Raw genomic sequence first — 20,013 nt, 5'->3', positions numbered from 1 at the left:
GTTTGCGCTTGATGCCATGCCCTGCTCGCATCAGCCGGCTGCTGCTCTGCGGCACCGTCGTTCTGGGTGGCTGCGTGCAACTGGGCCCGGATTTCCAGTCACCGGCCCAGCCCTGGGTCGAACACTGGAACAGCCCGGCCCTGGAAATCGCCGGGCAAAAACGGCCGCAACCGGACAGCCGCCAATGGTGGCGGGTGTTCGACGACCCGGTGCTGGACCACTTGATCGCCGAAGCCGATGCCCACAACGCCGACCTGCAGGTCGCAGGCCTGCGGGTCATGGAATCCCGCGCGCAATTGGGCATCGCCCTGAGTGGACGCTACCCTCAATTGCAACAGGCCAGCGCCGACAGCCTCTACCTGAACCGTCGACAATCGGGCGGCGCCAACCCCCAGGACACGCATTTCTGGCAATACAGCGCCGGTTTCGATATTGGTTGGGAGCTGGATTTCTGGGGGCGCTTCAGCCGTGCCATCGAATCAGCCGACGCGTCCTGGTTTGCCGCCCAGGCCAACTATGAAAATGCCCTGGTGCTGTTGCACGCGCAACTGGCACAAACCTACTACGCCTTGCGCACCGCCGAGGCGCGCCTGCACATCGCCCGCAGTAACGCCGCATTGCAAAAACGCAGCTACGAGATCACCGAGCGCCTGTTCAAAAGCGGAGCCGAAGCCGAACTCGATCTGCAACAAGCCAAGACCCAGTACTTGGGCACGCTGAGCACCATCCCGGATTTCGAAAGCCAGGTGGCGAGCTTGCGCAATGCGTTGTCCACCCTGATCGGCCAGCCTCCCGGCACGATCCCTGATCTTGATCGCTACACCGGGGTGGTGCCTCTGCTCGATACCGCGGTCTTGCAGGATGTGCCTGCCAACCTGTTGGTGCGGCGCCCCGATGTTCGCGCTGCCGAGCTGCAAGTGGCGGCGCAGTCGGCATTGATCGGCGTGGCCGAGACCGACCTCTACCCCTCCATCAGTCTGCTGGGCAGCATCGTCTGGTCCGCCAGCTCGCTCAATGGTGCGTCCAATACCCTCGACCTGGTGGCCGGCCCCAGTCTGCGCTGGGACATCTTCGACCATGGCCGGATCACCAACAACGTCCGCGTGCAGGATGCCCGCTTGCAGCAATTGATCGTTATCTACCAGGACAGCGTGCGCCAGGCTGCACGCGAGGCCGACGATGCCGCGACCGGCTTGATCAAGGCGTTGGAGCGCGACCAAATACTCAGCGATGCGTCGGTGGCCGCCGAACGTTCGGTGACCCTGGCCAATGCCCAATACCGCGAAGGTTACTCGGATTTCCAGCGCGTGCTGGATGCCCAGCGCGCCCTGTTTGCCCAGCAGGATATCTACCTGGTCAACCGTGGCACCGCCGTCAACAGCCTGATCGCCCTGTACAAGGCCCTGGGCGGTGGCTGGTACAGCGACCGGCCGATGATCGACCCCGCCACCCGCCAACAGATGCAACAACGGACCGATTGGGGCGATCTGCTCGACGAACCGAAGGAAAGTGCCCATGACTGACAGCCCACAACCGGCCGCCGAGAACACCTCGGCACCCGCCGCCGACCCGGCCAAAAAAGCGATCAACTGGGTGGTGCTGTTGATCATCCTGAGCCTGGTCTGGTACCTGCTGGCCGACCGCTACACACCCTACACGCAACAGGCGCGGGTGCAGGCCTTCGTGGTGCCGGTGGCGGCCGAAGTATCCGGTCGGGTGACCCAGGTGCACGTACGCAATAACCAGGACGTCAAGGCTGGCGAATTGCTGTTTGAAGTCAATCCGGAGCAGTACCAGATTGCCGTCGATCGCGCCCGTGCCGACCTTGAGTCGACCCGTCGCCAGGTGGGCGCCAACACCGCCGGCGTCGACTCCAAGCAAGCATCCTTGCGCGCATCCCAGGCCAACGAACTCAAGGCACGCCAGGACAGCCAGCGGCTTGAGCGGCTGTACCGCGAAGACCCGGGCACCATCTCGCTGCGACGCCTGGAGATTTCCCGCGCCACCCTCGAAGAGTCCATCAGCCAGGTCGCTGCAGCCAAGGCCGAAGTGCAACGGGCACGGGAACAACAGGGCGGTAACGAATCAGAAAACGCCCAGTTGCTCAGCGCCGCCAGCAACCTTGAAAAAGCCGAGCTGGATTTGAGCAATACAAAGGTCCACGCCCGTTCGGCCGGCCTGATCACCGATTTGCGCACCGATGTCGGCCAGTTCGCCGCCGCCGGTGCTCCGGTGATGACCCTGATCGCCATCCACGATGTCTGGATCAGCGCCGACATGACCGAAAACAACCTGGGAAGCGTCCAGCCCGGGACGCCGGTTTCCATCGTCCTCGACGCCCTGCCAGGGAGAATCTTCAAAGGCCATGTGCGCAGCGTCGGTTATGGCGTTGATGTCGGCCAGACCACCCAGCCGGGGAGCCTGCCGAAAGTGGAGAACAGCCGCGATTGGCTGCGCCCTGCCCAGCGATTTCCGGTCATCATTGAGTTCGAGCCCGGTGAGTTGACTAGCCCGCAAGGCATCCGGGCCGGCGGGCAGGCCGAAGTCATGGCGTTCCCGGGTGAAGGTAATCCGCTGAATATTCTCGGTCGCCTGTTCCTGCGCCTGATGAGCTGGATGTCCTATGCGTATTGAGCGCCCGGCCCGGGTTCAGCGCGCCCTGCGCCTGAGCTTCGGTACGGCGCTGTGCCTGGCGGCGAGCTTTGGTCTGGCCCTGCCCATCCCGTTCCTCGCGCCGATGCTGGCGCTGATGATGCTGGCGGCGATGAACCGGCCATTGCCGTTCAAGGCCAGCCTGGGTCTGATCCTGATCCTGATGTTGACCACCGGGACCGGCCTGCTGCTCATTCCCCTGCTGCGCTACTACCCGTTCAGTGGCGTGTTGCTGGTCGGACTGTGTCTGTTCCTGGCCTTCGGTTATGGCCTGCGTGGTGGCAACCCGCTGGTGGCGACTTTCCTGGTGGTGGGCCTGACCTTGATCAGTTCCGCCGGAACCACTGAATTCGCCCTGGCGCTCGAGGTGATCGTGGCCCTGGTCAAGGGACTGTTCCTGGCCGTCACGACGCTGAGCATCAGCCACTGGCTGTTTCCCGACCCCGCCAGCGCCCCACCGGCCAAACCCGGCCCGAGCCTTACGCCCAGCGAAAGCAGCTGGCTGGCGCTACGGGCCACGCTGGTGGTGCTGCCGACGTTCCTGCTGGCCATGATTGACCCGGCCAGCTACCTGCCGATCATCATGAAAGCCGTCAGCCTCGGCCAACAGAGCTGCGCAACCAGCGCCCGCAGCGCCGGCCAGGAATTGCTCGGCTCGACCCTGCTCGGCGGCCTGATGGCGATCCTTTTCTGGTGCGCGCTGAGCCTGTTCGTCAACCTGTGGATGTTCTTTCTGTGGATGTTGCTATTCGGTTTGCTGGTGGCCAGAAAACTCTACGGCCTGGCCCGGACCCGGCAACCACCGAGTTTCTGGCTTAACAGTCTGGCAACCCTGATCATTCTGCTCGGCCAATCGGTACAGGACAGTGCCGCGGGCAAGGACGTCTACACCGCCTTCGCCATCCGCATGGGCCTGTTCATTCTCGTCACCTTGTATGCCTGCGCCATGGTCTATCTGCTCGACACGCGGCGGCAACGTCGAATGACGTCCACCTAGAAACAGAAAAACCCCCTGAGAAGGGGGTTTTTCATTGTGGATAACTTATTCCACAGTAACCGACTTCGCCAGGTTACGCGGCTGGTCGACGTCGGTGCCTTTAAGTACGGCAACGTAGTACGACAGCAGCTGCAGCGGGATGGTGTAGAGGATCGGCGACAGGATGTCGTGGATGTGCGGCATGTGCACCACGTGAGTGCCTTCGCCGTTGGTCATGCCGGCCTTCTCGTCAGCGAAGACGATCAACTGGCCACCGCGGGCGCGGACTTCCTGGAGGTTGGACTTCAACTTCTCCAGCAGCTCGTTGTTCGGCGCCACGGTCACCACTGGCATGTCGTTATCCACAAGCGCCAACGGGCCGTGTTTCAGCTCGCCGGCTGGATAGGCTTCGGCGTGGATGTAGGAGATTTCCTTGAGCTTGAGTGCCCCTTCCATCGCTACCGGGAACTGCGCGCCACGTCCGAGGAACAGCGTGTGGTGTTTCTCGGCGAACAGCTCGGAGATTTTTTCCACGGTGCTGTCCATGGCCAGCGCTTCGCCCAGACGGGTTGGCAATCGACGCAGTTCTTCGACCAGCGTCGCTTCAACGCCTTTAGCCAAGGTGCCACGAACCTGGCCCAGGGACAGCGTCAGCAACAACAGGCCAACCAATTGCGTGGTGAAGGCTTTGGTCGAAGCCACGCCGATTTCGCGACCGGCCTGGGTCAGCAGGGTCAGATCGGATTCACGCACCAGCGAGCTGATGCCGACGTTGCAGATCGCCAGGCTGGCGAGAAAGCCCAGTTCCTTGGCATTGCGCAGCGCGGCCAGGGTGTCGGCGGTCTCACCGGACTGGGAAATGGTCACGAACAAGGTGTCCGGCTGCACCACCACCTTGCGGTAGCGGAACTCGCTGGCGACTTCGACCTGGCAAGGAATGCCGGCCAGCTCTTCGAGCCAGTAACGCGCGACCATACCGGCGTGGTAGCTGGTGCCACACGCGACGATCTGTACGTTACGCACTTTGGCGAACAGTTCGGCAGCCTGTGGGCCGAACGCCTGTACCAGTACCTGGTTCTGGCTCAGGCGACCTTCCAGGGTGCGCTGCACCACAGACGGTTGCTCGTGGATTTCCTTGAGCATGAAGTGGCGGAACTCGCCCTTTTCAGCGGCTTCGGCACCGTCGCGGTATTGCACGGTCTCGCGCTCGACAGCCTGGCCGTCAACGTCCCAGATCTGCACACTGTCGCGGCGGATTTCGGCGATATCGCCTTCTTCCAGGTACATGAAGCGGTCGGTGACCTGGCGCAGGGCCAATTGGTCGGACGCGAGGAAGTTTTCCCCCAGGCCCAGGCCAATGACGAGCGGGCTGCCACTGCGGGCCGCAACCAGGCGATCCGGTTGCTGCGCGCTGATCACCGCCAGGCCGTAAGCACCGTGCAACTCTTTGACGGTCGCCTTGAGGGCCACGGTCAGATCGCGCAGATCCTTGAGTTTGTGGTTCAGCAGGTGGGAGATGACTTCGGTGTCGGTGTCCGAGGTAAACACATAGCCCAAGGCCTTGAGTTGTTCACGCAGGGCTTCATGGTTTTCGATGATGCCGTTGTGCACCACCGCCAGGTCGCCGGAGAAATGCGGGTGAGCATTGCGCTCGCATGGCGCACCGTGGGTGGCCCAGCGCGTGTGGGCAATACCCAGTCGACCCACCAACGGTTCGGTGGCCAATGCCTGCTCCAGCTCACTGACCTTGCCCGGACGACGCAGGCGCTCGAGTTTTTCATCGTTGGTGTAGACCGCCACGCCAGCGCTGTCATACCCACGGTACTCGAGGCGCTTCAGGCCTTCGACGAGGATGGCGGTGATATTACGTTCTGCGACTGCGCCGACAATTCCACACATGCTATTTCTCCTGACTGACAGCCGCGCATATCAAATTGATGCCGCGGGCCTGAATCTGATCGCGAGCCTCAAGCGGCAGGCGTTCATCCGTAATAAGGGTATGGACACTGCTCCAGGGCAGCTCCAGGTTGGGAATCTTGCGGCCGATCTTGTCGGCCTCCACCATCACGACCACTTCGCGGGCGACTTCGGCCATGACCCGGCTCAGCCCGAGCAGTTCGTTGAAGGTGGTTGTACCGCGAACCAGATCGATGCCGTCGGCCCCGATAAACAGCTGGTCAAAGTCGTAAGAGCGTAGAACCTGCTCGGCAACCTGCCCCTGAAAGGACTCGGAGTGCGGGTCCCAGGTCCCCCCGGTCATCAACAGCACCGGTTCGTGCTCAAGTTCGCTCAAGGCATTGGCGACATGCAGCGAGTTGGTCATCACCACCAGACCGGGTTGCTGCCCGAGTTCCGGAATCATTGAGGCGGTGGTACTGCCACTGTCGATAATGATGCGCGCATGCTCGCGAATCCGTGCGACGGCGGCACGGGCGATGGCTTTCTTGTATATGGAAACCGGCTGACCAAGGTCCGCGACCAGCTCCTGAGGCATGGTGATCGCCCCGCCGTAACGACGCAGCAACAGGCCATTGCTTTCAAGTGCCGCCAGATCCTTGCGAATCGTCACTTCCGAGGTTTCGAAGCGCTTGGCCAACTCATCCACACTGACTTCGCCCTGCTCATTGAGCAAGGCGAGGATGTTGTGACGACGTTGAGGTGTGTTGCGCTTCGACATGAGCTGGTAAGTTTCGATTCGAAAGATATCGGAAGCAATCAAAACCTATCGGCGAAACTTCGTCAAGCGTGTTGCGATAAAAAGATCTGTGGATAAAAGCATCGCGGGCAAGCCCGCTCCCACAGGTTGGCGAATACCGCTGTGGGAGTGGGCTTGCCCGCGAATGCAATGGATCAGGCTGTGAATAACTTCAGCCGATCATTGGGATGTGGATAACTCAGCCCTTCTTGATCTTCTCCGGCCGCTTCCAGCCGTCGATATTCTTCTGACGAGCACGCCCGATAGCCAACTGGGATTTATCCACAGTCGAGGTAATCGTCGAACCGGCCGCGGTGGTCGCACCCGCCAGGATATCCACAGGCGCCACCAACGAGTTGTTGGAACCAATGAACACGTCTTCGCCCAACACGGTTTTCCACTTGTTGGCGCCGTCATAGTTGCAGGTGATGGTGCCGGCACCGATGTTGGTACGCGCCCCCACTTCGGCATCGCCCAGATAAGTCAGGTGACCGGCCTTGGCGCCTTCGCCCATGTGAGCATTTTTCAACTCGACGAAGTTACCCACATGCGCCCGGGCTTCCAGCACGGTGCCTGGACGCAGACGTGCGAACGGGCCGGCATCGCTGCCTTCACCCAGAATGGCGCCTTCGATATGGCTGTTGGCCTTGATGACCACGCCCTTGCGCAGGGTGCTGTCCTTGATCACGCAGTTCGGGCCAATCACCACGTCATCTTCAATGACGACCTTGCCTTCGAGGATCACGTTGATGTCGATCAGCACGTCGCGGCCCACTGTCACATCTCCGCGCACATCGAAACGTGCCGGGTCGCGCAGCGTCACACCTTGAGCCATCAAACGACGACCGGCGCGCAATTGATAATGCCGTTCCAGTTCGGACAGCTGCTTGCGGTCATTGGCGCCCTGCACTTCCATGGCGTCGTGCGGTTGCTCGGTAGCCACCACCAGACCATCGCTCACTGCCATGGCGATGATGTCGGTCAGGTAATACTCGCCCTGGGCGTTGTTATTGGAGAGTCGACTCATCCAGTCGCCAAGACGGGCAAACGGCAGCGCCAGAATGCCGGTATTGCCTTCGGTGATGTTGCGTTCGGCTTCATTGGCATCTTTCTGTTCGACGATGGCCGTAACGTTGCCAGCGGCATCACGAACAATACGGCCGTAACCGGTCGGGTCATCCAGTTCGACGGTCAGCAAACCCAACTGCTGCGGCCCAACCTGCTTGAGCAGGCGCTGCAGGGTATCGACCTCGATCAACGGCACATCACCGTAGAGCACCAGCACGGTGTCGGACTGAATGAACGGCACGGCTTGAGCAACGGCGTGGCCGGTACCCAACTGTTTATCCTGCAGGACGAAATTCAGATCATCCGCCGCCAGGCGGTCACGCACCGCATCGGCGCCATGACCGATCACGACGTGGATGCGCTGTGGATCAAGTTGCCTGGCGCTGTGGATAACATGGCCGAGCATGGAGTTGCCGGCAATCGGGTGCAAAACTTTCGGCAAAGCGGAACGCATGCGCGTGCCTTGGCCAGCAGCGAGAATAACGATTTCAAGAGACATAACTGGCTACCAATCCTGGGTGGTCAGCGGCTGCGACCGGGTTGTAAAAATCGGAAAAGAAAAAAGGGTAGCCGAGGCTACCCTTTTTAATCAATCACACAACAAGTGCAGCCTTAGTGGCCGAACTTCTTGCGGATCTGCTGGACGGTGCGCAGCTGAGCTGCAGCCTCGGCCAGACGTGCGGCAGCAGAACCGTAATCGAATTCCGCGCCTCGCTCATGCAGGGCTTTCTCGGCAGCCTTAACGGCTTCCAAAGCTGCGGCTTCATCCAGGTCGGCAGCACGTTGCACGGTATCGGCAAGTACTTTGACCATGTTCGGCTGAACCTCGAGGAAACCACCGGAGATGTAAAACACCTCGGCTTCCCCGCCCTGCTTGATCAGGCGGATCGGACCTGGCTTCAGATTAGTGATCAGCGGCGCGTGACCCAGGGCGATACCAAGATCACCCAGTGCACCGTGCGCAATCACCATCTCGACCAGACCGGAAAAGATTTCTCCTTCCGCGCTGACGATATCGCAATGGACTGTCATAGCCATCTGATTGCCTCAACCTAAATTAGCGCCCGTTGCCGGGCGCCGGGATTACAGTTTCTTGGCTTTCTCGATCGCTTCTTCGATGCCGCCAACCATGTAGAACGCTTGTTCTGGCAGGTGGTCGTAGTCACCGTTGAGGATGCCTTTGAAGCCAGCAATGGTGTCTTTCAGGGAAACGTATTTACCCGAAGCACCGGTGAAGACTTCAGCCACGAAGAACGGCTGCGACAAGAAGCGCTGGATCTTACGAGCACGGTTTACCAACTGCTTGTCGGCTTCCGACAGCTCGTCCATACCCAGGATCGCAATGATGTCCTTCAGTTCTTTGTAACGCTGCAGCACGTACTGAACACCGCGAGCGGTTTCGTAGTGGTCGTTGCCGATCACGTTCGGGTCCAGCTGACGCGAAGTCGAGTCCAGTGGGTCTACCGCCGGGTAGATACCCAGGGAAGCGATGTCACGGGACAGAACGACGGTGGCGTCCAAGTGGGCGAAGGTGGTCGCTGGCGACGGGTCGGTCAAGTCGTCCGCTGGTACGTATACCGCCTGGATCGAAGTAATCGAACCTTGCTTGGTCGAAGTGATGCGCTCTTGCAGCACGCCCATCTCTTCAGCCAGGGTCGGCTGGTAACCTACTGCCGAAGGCATACGGCCCAGCAGTGCGGATACTTCAGTACCGGCCAGGGTGTAACGATAGATGTTGTCGACGAACAGCAGAACGTCGTTACCTTCGTCACGGAACTTCTCGGCCATGGTCAGGCCGGTCAGGGCTACGCGCAGACGGTTTCCCGGCGGCTCGTTCATCTGACCGTAAACCAGTGCCACTTTGTCCAGAACGTTGGAGTCCTTCATCTCGTGGTAGAAGTCGTTACCCTCACGAGTACGCTCACCCACACCGGCGAACACGGAATAACCGCTGTGCTCGATGGCGATGTTACGGATCAGTTCCATCATGTTTACGGTCTTGCCTACACCGGCACCACCGAACAGACCGACTTTACCGCCCTTGGCGAACGGGCAAACCAGGTCGATAACCTTGATGCCTGTTTCCAGCAGCTCGTTGCCACCGGCTTGTTCAGCGAAGGTTGGCGCAGGACGGTGAATGCCCCAGCGCTCTTCTTCGCCGATCGGGCCAGCTTCGTCGATCGGGTTGCCCAGTACGTCCATGATCCGGCCCAGGGTCGCTTTACCGACCGGTACGGAGATGGCTGCGCCAGTGTTGTTGACGTCCAGACCGCGCTTCAAGCCTTCGGTGGAGCCCATCGCAATGGTACGAACCACGCCGTCGCCCAGCTGCTGCTGAACTTCCAGAGTGGTTTCGGCGCCTTGAACTTTCAAGGCGTCGTAGATGCTCGGTACGCTGTCGCGTGGAAATTCCACGTCGATAACGGCGCCGATGATTTGAACGATACGTCCGCTACTCATAGCTGGATCCTCTGAATATTTGAACCGTTAAACCGCGGCAGCGCCGCCGACGATTTCCGAGATCTCTTGGGTGATCGCAGCCTGACGCGCCTTGTTGTAGACCAGCTGCAAATCGCTGATCAAATCACCGGCGTTGTCGGTAGCGTTCTTCATCGCGATCATCCGCGCAGCTTGTTCAGCCGCGTTGTTCTCGACCACCGCCTGGTAGACCTGCGACTCCACGTAACGGACCATCAAGCCGTCGAGCAGCTCCTTGGCATCCGGTTCGTAGAGATAGTCCCAGTGGTGCTTGAGTTCTTGATCCGGGGTTGCCACCAGTGGAATCAACTGCTCCACGGTAGGCTGTTGCGTCATGGTGTTGATGAACTTGTTGGACACCACGGACAGGCGGTCAATACGGCCGTCCAGGTAGGCATCCAGCATCACCTTGACGCTGCCGATCAGATCATTGATCGACGGCTCTTCACCCAGGTGGCTGATAGCTGCAACGACGTTACCGCCGAAGTTGCGGAAGAAAGCCGCACCCTTGCTACCCACTACACACAGATCGATCTCGACGCCGTTTTCGCGGTTTACCGCCATGTCCTTGACCAAAGCCTTGAACAGGTTGGTGTTCAAGCCACCACACAGACCACGGTCACTGCTCACTACGACATAACCGACGCGCTTTACTTCACGGTCGATCATGAACGGGTGGCGATATTCCGGGTTAGCGTTGGCCAGATGGCCAATAACCTGGCGGATGCGCTCCGCATAAGGACGGCTAGCAGCCATGCGCATTTGTGCCTTGCGCATTTTGCTGACCGCCACTTTTTCCATGGCGCTGGTAATCTTTTGCGTGCTTTTGATGCTCGCAATCTTACTGCGAATCTCTTTTGCGCCTGCCATGTAACACCTATCAGGTTAGCAAGCGGGAGCCGCTAGGCTCCCGCTGCGGCTTACCAGGTTTGGGTGGCCTTGAACTTCTCGATACCGGCTTTCAGGCCGCCATCGATTTCGTCATTGAAGTCACCCTTCACGTTGATCTTCGCCATCAAGTCGGCGTGATCGCGGTTGAAGTAAGCAATCAGCGCTTGTTCGAAGCTGCCGATCTTGGCGATTTCAACGTCGGTCAGGAACCCACGCTCAGCGGCATACAGCGACAGCGACATGTCGGCGATCGACATTGGCGCGTATTGCTTCTGCTTCATCAGCTCGGTAACGCGCTGACCATGCTCAAGTTGCTTACGGGTCGCTTCGTCCAGGTCAGAAGCGAACTGGGCGAATGCCGCCAGTTCACGGTACTGAGCCAGAGCGGTACGGATACCACCGGACAGCTTCTTGATGATCTTGGTCTGAGCGGCACCACCCACACGGGATACCGAAACACCGGCGTTCACTGCAGGGCGGATGCCCGAGTTGAACATGGCCGATTCCAGGAAGATCTGACCGTCGGTGATGGAAATCACGTTGGTCGGAACGAACGCGGAAACGTCGCCAGCCTGGGTTTCGATGATCGGCAGTGCGGTCAGGGAACCGGTTTTGCCGGTCACTGCGCCGTTGGTGAACTTCTCTACGTACTCTTCCGAAACGCGGGATGCGCGCTCCAGCAGACGGGAGTGGAGATAGAACACGTCGCCTGGGTAAGCTTCACGGCCTGGTGGACGGCGCAGCAGCAGGGAAATCTGGCGGTAAGCCACTGCTTGCTTGGACAGATCGTCATAAACGATCAGCGCGTCTTCACCGCGGTCGCGGAAGTATTCGCCCATGGTGCAACCGGAGTACGGAGCCAGGAACTGCAGTGCTGCAGATTCCGAAGCGCTCGCAGCAACGATGATGGTGTTAGCCAGTGCACCGTTTTCTTCCAGCTTGCGAACAACGTTGGCGATGGTCGATTGCTTCTGACCGATTGCTACGTAGACGCAGAAAATGCCGCTGTCTTTCTGATTGATGATCGCGTCGATCGCCAGAGCGGTTTTACCGATCTGACGGTCACCGATGATCAGCTCACGCTGGCCACGGCCGACAGGGATCATGGCATCGACAGCCTTGTAGCCAGTCTGTACAGGCTGGTCTACCGACTTACGCCAGATCACGCCTGGAGCAACTTTCTCGACCGCGTCGGTCTCGGTGTTGTTCAGCGGACCTTTGCCGTCAACCGGGTTACCCAGTGCGTCGACTACGCGACCCAGCAGTTCCTTACCAACCGGAACTTCCAGGATGCGGCCAGTGCACTTGGCGCTCATGCCTTCAGCCAGAGTCTGGTATGCGCCCAATACAACGGCACCTACAGAGTCTTGCTCCAGGTTGAGGGCCATGCCGAAGACGCCGCCCGGAAACTCGATCATCTCGCCGTACATTACGTCGGCCAGACCGTGAATCCGCACGATGCCGTCAGATACGCTGACGACAGTGCCTTCGTTACGGGCTTGGGAGGTCACATCGAGCTTGTCGATGCGGCCCTTGATAATTTCACTTATTTCGGAAGGATTGAGTTGCTGCATTGCTCTGCTGCCCCTTCAAACTCAAGATTTCAATGCTTCGGCCAGTTTCGCGATTTTGCCGCGAATCGAGCCATCGATAACCAGGTCGCCGGCGCGGATGACAACACCCCCAATAAGGGATGAATCTTCCTCGACTTGCAGGCGCACTTCCCGGTTGAGTCGTGCACTGAGAACCTTGGCGAGTTTGTCTTGCTGTTCTTGGTTCAATGCGAAGGCACTGGTCACTTCAACGTCTACCGATTTCTCTTGCTCGGCCTTGTACAGATCGAACAGAGCGGCGATCTCCGGCAACAGCGGGAGACGGTCGTTTTCGGCAACGACGTGAATGAAGTTCTGTGCCTTTACATCAAACTTGTCGCCGCACACGTCAATAAACGTGGCGGCCTTTTCTGCGCTCGTCAGTCGCGGGGCCTTGAGCACGCGCTGCATGGTGTCGTCTTCCGACACCGTTGCTGCCAGGCCGAGCATGGCTGACCAATTGGCCAGTTGCTGGTGGGCCTGAGCGTGCTCGAAGGCCGCCTTAGCGTAAGGTCGGGCCAACGTGGTCAGTTCTGCCATGATCGCCCTCGCTTAGATTTCAGCAGCCAGTTGGTTAACCAGCTCTGCGTGCGCGTTTTGATCGATTGCTTTGCCCAGGATCTTCGAAGCACCGCCAACGGCCAGGCTACCCACTTGGGCGCGCAGCGCGTCTTTGACGCTGTTCAGTTCCTGTTCGATCTCGGCCTGAGCCTGAGCCTTCACACGGTCAGCTTCGACGCGAGCCTGTTCACGGGCTTCGTCGACAATCTGGGTACCGCGTTTCTTGGCTTGCTCGATGATTTCAGCTGCCTGAGCTTTCGCTTCGCGCAGTTGCTGACCCGCTTTCTCTTGGGCCAACTCCAGGTCGCGAGCTGCTCGGCTGGCAGCGTCCAGACCATCAGCGATCTTCTTTTGACGTTCGTGCAGTGCCGTGATGACCGGAGGCCATACGAACTTCATGCAGAACAGTACAAAAATCAGGAACGCAACGGACTGGCCAATCAGGGTCGCATTAATGTTCACGCCAACACCTCGCAGTTACGTTGTCCATCACACCAAATTACCCGGAAGATCCGAGTAATTAGCCAGCGATTTGACCAACGAACGGGTTCGCAAAGGTGAAGAACAGAGCGATACCAACACCGATCATGGTTACGGCGTCGAGCAGACCGGCAACGATGAACATTTTAACTTGCAGCATTGGAACCATTTCTGGCTGACGCGCTGCGCCTTCCAGGAACTTGCCGCCCAGCAGGCCGAAACCAATTGCGGTACCCAGTGCGCCCAGGCCGATCAACAGTGCAACAGCGATAGCGGTTAGACCAACTACAGTTTCCATCTTTCCTCCCGACTTTTACGTCGTATGGTTTAGGTTTTTTAGATTAAAGCGGTAAAACAAATCGTTTCAGAGGCTCCGTGAAGAGCCCCTTCCCGTTTTACCGGGAAGGACATCAGACTAGTCGAGACTGGCCTTAATGGTTTTCTTCGTGCGCCATCGACAGGTAGACGATGGTCAGCATCATGAAGATGAACGCCTGCAGGGTGATGATCAGGATGTGGAACACAGCCCACGCCCACTGCAGAACAACGCCCAGGCCACTCAGCCAGAGCAGGCCGCTGCCGAACATCACAGCGATCAGAATGAAGACCAGCTCGCCGGCATACATGTTGCCGAACAGACGCAGAGCCAGGGAGATCGGCTTGGCGATCAGGGTCACGAATTCCAGCAGGAAGTTCACCGGGATCAGCAAAGCCTGAAGGAAAATGTTCTTGCTGCCGAACGGGTGCAAGGTCAGCTCGCCGATGAAGCCGCCGAGGCCCTTGATCTTGATGCTGTAGAAAATGATCAGCGCGAACACTGTGAAGGCCATGGCCAAAGTAGCGTTCGGGTCGGTGGTCGACACAGCACGGAACGGGATGTGGTGGTCGCCGGAGATCAGGATAGCCAGCTGAGGAATCCAGTCGACCGGTACCAGGTCGATGGCGTTCATCAGGAACACCCAGACGAAGATGGTCAGTGCCAGTGGTGCAACCACCGGGCTACGGCCATGGAAGCTGTCTTTCACGCTGCCATCGACGAATTCGACCAATACTTCAACGAAGTTCTGCAAAGCACCAGGTACACCGGTAGTCGCTTTCTTGGCCGCCATGCGGAAAAGAAGAACGAAAAACAGACCCAATGCGACCGACCAGCCGAGAGTATCGACGTGGAAAGCCCAGAAGCCCATTTCCTTGGCTTCTGCTGCGGTGTGGGCAAAGCCCCAGCCGCCGGTAGGGAGCTGACCGAAGGTCAGGTTCTGCAAGTGGTGCTGGATATAGCCCGAAGCGGTTGTTTCTGCCATGGTTGCCTCAAACGCCCTAAGGTCTCGAAAGTCTTGTTCTCATCAGCAGGGGAGCGAACCAGCTGACCAGTTGGGTCAGCACGAAGACGCCGAATACAGCCAGCGGCGCCAATGGCTTCACACCTGCGAACGTCAATGCAAAAAGCACCGCCGTCAAAATCAGTTTGCCCGCCTCGCCGGCATAAAATGACCGGACGATGGCTTGAGCTGCCCGGGCGCCGGAAAACCGAAATGCCCTGTGAGCGAAATAAACATTGGGAAGCAAGGCTATCAGGCCTCCGCAAAGTCCCGAGTACCCGGCAACGACTCCATACCGTTGCCAGAGCGCCAGAGCGGCAATGAGCAGAACGACAAATTGAGCCATTAACACCGGAAAAACTGCCAGGCGATGGAACGGCAAGCGGTTTGGCGTGCGGGTTTCCATCACTTTTGCTCTCCAATGGTCGGCTGCCGAAATTCAATAACTTGGCATAATTTGTGCCGACAAAATGCGCGCAGAGTATAGGGGCGGTTCTGCCCCTATTCAACTGTCAGGTAGTGATTTCCCTCTGCACGCTACATGAGGAAATGTTTCAGCGGATATGTGCGAGTACGCCTTGAAGCTCATCCAGTGAGTTGTAACCAATCACCAACTGCCCTTTACCCTTCTTACCGTGGCGAATCTGCACCGCAGAGCCTAGGCGCTCGGCCAGGCGCTGTTCGAGACGGGCGATATCCGGGTCCGGTTTTGCCGGTTCAACAGGCTCCGGTTTGCCACTCAACCACTGGCGAACCAGTGCTTCAGTCTGGCGCACGGTCAGCCCGCGTGCGACAACATGTCGCGCCCCTTCAACCTGTTGATTTTCCGGCAAACCGAGCAAAGCACGGGCATGACCCATTTCCAGGTCGCCGTGGGACAGCATGGTCTTGATGACTTCCGGCAAGGAAATCAGGCGCAGCAGGTTAGCCACGGTCACCCGGGACTTGCCCACGGCCTCGGCCACCTGTTGCTGAGTCAGCTGGAACTCCTGCTGCAAACGCTGCAGGGCCACCGCTTCTTCAATCGGGTTCAGGTCTTCGCGCTGAATGTTCTCGATCAGCGCGATGGCAATCGCGGTTTCATCGGGTACATCGCGCACCATCGCCGGAATGGTTTCCTGCCCGGCTTGCTGACTGGCACGCCAGCGACGTTCGCCGGCAATGATTTCAAAGCGGCCGCTGCCGATCGGGCGAACCACGATGGGCTGCATGACGCCCTGGGCCCTGATCGACTGCGCCAGTTCTTCGAGCGCCTGCGGATCCATGTCACGACGCGGCTGGTATTTGCCGCGCTGGAGCAGATCCAGGGGAAGGTGTTGCAGCTCACGCTGATCGGCTTGCGCCGCTTGTTCTTCCAGCGAGCTGACAGTCGGACCACTCAACAGAGCATCCAGTCCACGTCCGAGACCTCGTTTCTTGACGGCCATGGGGATTCCTTAAGTTGCCTGAGCGGCGGCGATGCGTGAGTTTTTGCGTTGACGACGAACCATTTCGCCCGCCAATGCCAGATAGGCAACGGCGCCCCGCGATGATTTGTCGTACGCCAGCGCCGGCATGCCGTAGCTAGGCGCTTCGGCCAGACGGATGTTGCGCGGAATGACGGTGTCGTAGAGCTGCTCGCCGAAATGTTCCTTGAGCTGCGCCGATACATCGTTCATCAGGCTCAGGCGCGGGTCGTACATCGTACGCAGCAGGCCTTCGACCTTGAGGTTCGGGTTCAGCAGTTCAGCGATACGCTTGATGTTATCCACAAGGTCGCTCAAGCCTTCGAGTGCGAAGTACTCGCACTGCATGGGGATAATGACCCCGTCGGCGGCAACCAGTGCGTTCAAAGTCAGCATCGACAGCGACGGCGGGCAGTCAATCAGGATGTAATCGTAGTTTTCCCGGATCGGCGCCAGCGCGCTGCGCAGACGGCTTTCCTTCATCTGCATTTCCAGCAGTACCACTTCGGCCGCGGTGAGGTCGCGGTTGGCCGGCAACAACTGGTAACCACCGTGTTCAGAGAAGTGCATGGCCTGGGCCAGATCACATTCGCCGATCAACAGGTCGTAGACCGAGTTTTCCAGGCCATGTTTATCCACACCGCTACCCATGGTGGCGTTGCCCTGTGGATCAAGGTCGATCAACAGCACCCGGCGCTTGGTCGCGACCAGGGATGCTGCGAGGTTGATGCAGGTGGTGGTTTTGCCCACGCCACCCTTTTGGTTCGCTATCGCGAATACCTTAGCCATTCTTGCTTGTGTTCCCAATCATGCCGTGCGGCGCAGTATCAGCAGATGGCGTTGGCCTTGGCAACCAGGTACGGCCAGGGCGTGTTCGCTATCGAGGTGGAAGTCTGCCGGCAATGCTACCAGCTCATCGGCCGGATGAACGCCCTTCATTGCCAGCCAGCGTGTTTCGCTATCGCCGAGGTGGCGAGTCCAGTTGCTGAAGTTTTCCATGCTGCTGAACGCACGGGAAATGATCCCGTTGAACGGCTGGGCAGGCTGGAACGCTTCAACGCGACTGTGGATAACTTGCAGGTTATCCAGTTTGAGTTCGAGTTTGACCTGGGTCAGGAAACGGGTTTTCTTGCCGTTGCTGTCAAGGCAAGTCACCTGGGACTCGGGAAACAGGATGGCCAGGGGAATGCCTGGCATGCCGCCGCCACTGCCAACGTCGAGCCAGCGACCGTTTTCGATGAACGACATCACACTCAGACTATCGAGCAAGTGACGGGAAACCATTTCGTCCGGATCACGCACGGCGGTGAGGTTGTAAGCCTTGTTCCATTTGATCAACAGGGCCAGGTAACCCAGCAGTTGTGCGTGCTGGGTTTCTGTCAGCGTGACACCGAGTTGGCGGGCACCTGTGGATAACTCTTCTGCGTGTTGCGAAGTGACCAACGAACTCAAGCGCTTTGCTCCAACTGACGGCCCGCGCCGCGTTTTTTCAAATGAATCATCAACAGCGAAATGGCTGCCGGCGTTACGCCCGGGATTCGCGAGGCCTGGCCCAAAGTCTCTGGACGGGTCGCACCGAGCTTGCTCTGGATCTCTTTGGAGAGACCGGAAATGTTCGTGTAATCGATATCCACAGGCAGTTTGGTGTCTTCGCTGGCCCGCAGGCGTGCAATTTCATCCTGTTGACGATCGATGTAACCGGCGTACTTGGTCTTGATTTCGACCTGTTCGGCAACCTGTGGATCTTCTGCGCCGTCACCGGTCACGGCAATCAGACCAGCGTAGTCGATTTCCGGACGACTCAAGAGATTGAGCAGGTTGTATTCGTGAGTCAGCGGCGTGCCGAATTTTTCGGCAATCGCATCGCCCTGCTCGGTGCCCGGGCGTACCCAGGTGCTTTTCAGGCGTTGCTCTTCCAGTTCGATGCTTTCGCGTTTTTTGCAGAACGCCGCCCACCGCGCGTCATCCACCAGGCCCAGTTCGCGACCTTTTTCGGTCAAACGCAGGTCGGCGTTGTCTTCGCGCAGGATCAGGCGGTACTCGGCACGGGACGTGAACATCCGGTACGGTTCCTGGGTACCGAGGGTAATCAGGTCGTCGACCAACACACCGATGTAGGCCTCGTCGCGACGCGGGCACCAGGCATCTTTGCCTTGCGCACGCAGTGCGGCGTTGGTCCCGGCCAGCAAACCCTGGGCGCCGGCTTCTTCGTAACCGGTGGTGCCGTTGATTTGCCCGGCGAAAAACAGGCCGCCGATGACTTTGGTTTCCAGGCTGTATTTCAAATCGCGCGGGTCGAAGTAGTCGTACTCGATCGCGTAACCCGGACGCACGATGTGCGCGTTTTCCATGCCGCGGATCGATTGCACGATCTGCAATTGCACGTCGAATGGCAAGCTTGTGGATATCCCGTTCGGATACAGCTCGTTTGTCGTCAAACCTTCCGGTTCGATGAAGACCTGATGGCTTTCCTTGTCGGCAAAGCGATGGATCTTGTCTTCGATCGATGGGCAATAACGCGGGCCGATCCCTTCGATCTCACCGGCAGCGGAATACATCGGCGAACGGTCGAGGTTCGCCGCGATGATTTCGTGGGTGCGGGCGTTGGTGTGGGTAATCCAGCAGCTGACTTGCTGTGGATGCTGTTCCTTGTTGCCCATGAACGACATCACCGGGATCGGCGTATCACCCGGTTGCTCGGACATCACCGAGAAATCCACAGACCGGCCGTCGATACGCGGCGGAGTACCGGTTTTCAAACGACCCACACGCAATGGCAGTTCACGTAGACGGTGAGCCAGCGCGATCGATGGCGGATCACCGGCGCGACCACCGGAGAAATTCTGCAAACCGATGTGGATAAGTCCACCGAGGAAGGTGCCGGTGGTCAACACTACGGAATCGGCGAAGAAACGCAGACCCATTTGTGTGACAACACCACGGACTTGTTCCTGCTCGACGATCAGATCGTCAGCAGCCTGTTGAAATATCCACAGGTTCGGCTGGTTTTCCAGGATTTCGCGGACAGCGGCCTTGTACAGAACCCGATCTGCTTGAGCGCGGGTTGCTCGCACCGCCGGGCCTTTGCGGCTGTTCAACACGCGAAACTGGATGCCACCTTTATCGGTAGCGATGGCCATCGCGCCGCCGAGGGCGTCGATTTCCTTGACCAGATGGCTTTTGCCAATCCCGCCAATGGCCGGGTTGCAACTCATGGCACCGAGGGTTTCCACGTTATGCGTCAGCAACAGGGTTTTGACCCCCATACGTGCTGAGGCCAGTGCTGCCTCGGTACCGGCATGACCGCCGCCGATGACGATCACTTCAAAACGGGAAGGGAAATCCACCACGCACCTCGTGCCTGCTTAAGTAGGTAATTCAGGAATAGTTTGAGCTCAGGTTTTTGGACCTGGTCGACAAGTATAGGGACTTCGCCCTTCCTAAAGAACCCTTTGCACAAAATTTAACCAGCTGTGGAAAAGTCGGAGTTATAGAAATTAAAAAGAGAGAAATTTATTAAATCTTTGTTTTTATGTTTATTTCTATGCACCTGCCTTTCTGTGGATAGATTGATACAGGCCTTTATTTTCAATGTGTACAGAGGTTCAAAACCCTGTGTTCATGTGCCAATGAGGCCCTTGGATAACCGGTGTAAGCCTGTGGATGAAAGAGGTGGTTATCCACAGAGGCGGTTATGTTCAGTTTTCGAGCCCTGTTATCAACTGACCTTAGCTGCGGTTATTCACAGGGCTTAATCCACAGAAAAGCGCCGTTTGCTCGAAATTCAGGTACAGGAATCCCGCTCAAGCAGACAAAGTTCGCTCGGCACTCGAGGGTTCATTCAGAAAAGGAGAGA

At 58.5% G+C, this 20,013-nt stretch carries 19 protein-coding genes; 3 read left to right on the top strand and 16 right to left on the bottom strand.

What is annotated here, in order from left to right; genetic code table 11:
- The first annotated feature begins 11 nt into the window (after positions 1-11).
- The 3 genes from ABIA48_RS15090 to ABIA48_RS15080 are packed head-to-tail and all read left to right on the top strand — an operon-like array spanning position 12 to position 3,649.
- Positions 12-1,523 carry an efflux transporter outer membrane subunit gene (locus tag ABIA48_RS15090; protein ID WP_429489636.1) on the top strand — a complete coding sequence of 504 codons (1,512 nt, stop codon included), beginning with the start codon at positions 12-14 and terminating at the stop codon, positions 1,521-1,523.
- Positions 1,516-2,634: an HlyD family secretion protein gene (locus tag ABIA48_RS15085; protein ID WP_429489634.1), complete on the top strand. Its 1,119-nt coding sequence runs from the start codon at positions 1,516-1,518 to the stop codon at positions 2,632-2,634. The genes ABIA48_RS15090 and ABIA48_RS15085 overlap by 8 nt, the downstream gene beginning before the upstream one ends.
- Positions 2,624-3,649 (top strand): DUF2955 domain-containing protein, encoded by a 1,026-nt coding sequence (locus ABIA48_RS15080; protein ID WP_429489632.1) that lies wholly within the window; start codon positions 2,624-2,626, stop codon positions 3,647-3,649. The genes ABIA48_RS15085 and ABIA48_RS15080 overlap by 11 nt, the downstream gene beginning before the upstream one ends.
- Positions 3,650-3,694: 45 nt before the next feature.
- Here ABIA48_RS15080 and glmS read toward each other — a convergent pair whose 3' ends face one another.
- The 16 genes from glmS to mnmG form a co-directional block, all read right to left on the bottom strand.
- The gene (gene glmS / locus ABIA48_RS15075) at positions 3,695-5,527 is read right to left on the bottom strand and encodes a glutamine--fructose-6-phosphate transaminase (isomerizing) (RefSeq protein WP_310055379.1); all 1,833 of its coding nucleotides are present in this window, start codon (positions 5,525-5,527) and stop codon (positions 3,695-3,697) included.
- Position 5,528: 1 nt separating this feature from the next.
- Complete coding sequence (locus tag ABIA48_RS15070; protein WP_429489629.1) at positions 5,529-6,305, bottom strand: DeoR/GlpR family DNA-binding transcription regulator; 777 nt, start codon at positions 6,303-6,305, stop codon at positions 5,529-5,531.
- 217 nt (positions 6,306-6,522) lie between these two features.
- Positions 6,523-7,890, bottom strand: coding sequence for a bifunctional UDP-N-acetylglucosamine diphosphorylase/glucosamine-1-phosphate N-acetyltransferase GlmU (gene glmU, locus ABIA48_RS15065; protein WP_429489627.1), 1,368 nt, complete (start codon positions 7,888-7,890; stop codon positions 6,523-6,525).
- A gap of 113 nt (positions 7,891-8,003) precedes the next feature.
- Positions 8,004-8,429 carry a F0F1 ATP synthase subunit epsilon gene (locus ABIA48_RS15060; RefSeq protein WP_093228338.1) on the bottom strand — a complete coding sequence of 142 codons (426 nt, stop codon included), beginning with the start codon at positions 8,427-8,429 and terminating at the stop codon, positions 8,004-8,006.
- Positions 8,430-8,474: 45 nt separating this feature from the next.
- A complete protein-coding gene (atpD, locus tag ABIA48_RS15055) occupies positions 8,475-9,851 on the bottom strand; it encodes a F0F1 ATP synthase subunit beta (protein ID WP_007969907.1) in 1,377 nt (458 codons plus the stop codon).
- A 27-nt stretch (positions 9,852-9,878) separates the two neighbouring features.
- Positions 9,879-10,739, bottom strand: coding sequence for a F0F1 ATP synthase subunit gamma (atpG, locus tag ABIA48_RS15050; protein ID WP_007934344.1), 861 nt, complete (start codon positions 10,737-10,739; stop codon positions 9,879-9,881).
- Between the two features lie 50 nt (positions 10,740-10,789).
- Positions 10,790-12,334 carry a F0F1 ATP synthase subunit alpha gene (gene atpA / locus ABIA48_RS15045; protein WP_007969905.1) on the bottom strand — a complete coding sequence of 515 codons (1,545 nt, stop codon included), beginning with the start codon at positions 12,332-12,334 and terminating at the stop codon, positions 10,790-10,792.
- Positions 12,335-12,355: 21 nt separating this feature from the next.
- Positions 12,356-12,892 carry a F0F1 ATP synthase subunit delta gene (locus tag ABIA48_RS15040; RefSeq protein WP_310055365.1) on the bottom strand — a complete coding sequence of 179 codons (537 nt, stop codon included), beginning with the start codon at positions 12,890-12,892 and terminating at the stop codon, positions 12,356-12,358.
- Positions 12,893-12,904: 12 nt separating this feature from the next.
- Positions 12,905-13,375, bottom strand: coding sequence for a F0F1 ATP synthase subunit B (locus ABIA48_RS15035; RefSeq protein WP_007969903.1), 471 nt, complete (start codon positions 13,373-13,375; stop codon positions 12,905-12,907).
- 58 nt (positions 13,376-13,433) lie between these two features.
- Positions 13,434-13,691 carry a F0F1 ATP synthase subunit C gene (gene atpE / locus ABIA48_RS15030; RefSeq protein WP_003097235.1) on the bottom strand — a complete coding sequence of 86 codons (258 nt, stop codon included), beginning with the start codon at positions 13,689-13,691 and terminating at the stop codon, positions 13,434-13,436.
- Positions 13,692-13,824: 133 nt separating this feature from the next.
- Entirely contained in the window at positions 13,825-14,694 is an 870-nt protein-coding gene (atpB, locus tag ABIA48_RS15025) for a F0F1 ATP synthase subunit A (RefSeq protein WP_310055362.1), read from the bottom strand.
- Positions 14,695-14,710: 16 nt separating this feature from the next.
- On the bottom strand, positions 14,711-15,118 hold the full coding sequence (locus ABIA48_RS15020; protein ID WP_007985054.1) for a F0F1 ATP synthase subunit I: 408 nt from the start codon (positions 15,116-15,118) through the stop codon (positions 14,711-14,713).
- Positions 15,119-15,266: 148 nt separating this feature from the next.
- Entirely contained in the window at positions 15,267-16,139 is an 873-nt protein-coding gene (locus ABIA48_RS15015; protein WP_102700984.1) for a ParB/RepB/Spo0J family partition protein, read from the bottom strand.
- Positions 16,140-16,148: 9 nt separating this feature from the next.
- Positions 16,149-16,946, bottom strand: a complete 798-nt coding sequence (locus ABIA48_RS15010; protein ID WP_008002319.1) for a ParA family protein — start codon at positions 16,944-16,946, stop codon at positions 16,149-16,151.
- 18 nt (positions 16,947-16,964) lie between these two features.
- A complete protein-coding gene (gene rsmG / locus ABIA48_RS15005) occupies positions 16,965-17,609 on the bottom strand; it encodes a 16S rRNA (guanine(527)-N(7))-methyltransferase RsmG (RefSeq protein WP_007969895.1) in 645 nt (214 codons plus the stop codon).
- A complete protein-coding gene (gene mnmG, locus ABIA48_RS15000; protein WP_429489622.1) occupies positions 17,606-19,504 on the bottom strand; it encodes a tRNA uridine-5-carboxymethylaminomethyl(34) synthesis enzyme MnmG in 1,899 nt (632 codons plus the stop codon). Before mnmG ends, rsmG begins: the two co-directional genes overlap by 4 nt.
- Between the last annotated feature and the right edge of the window lie 509 nt (positions 19,505-20,013).

Origin of the sequence: Pseudomonas sp. S30_BP2TU TE3576, from assembly GCF_050436025.1 — a bacterium.
Taxonomy (GTDB): Bacteria; Pseudomonadota; Gammaproteobacteria; order Pseudomonadales; family Pseudomonadaceae; genus Aquipseudomonas.
The sequence above is the reverse complement of the archived record's forward strand: the minus strand, read 5'-3'. Positions and strand labels throughout refer to the sequence as shown.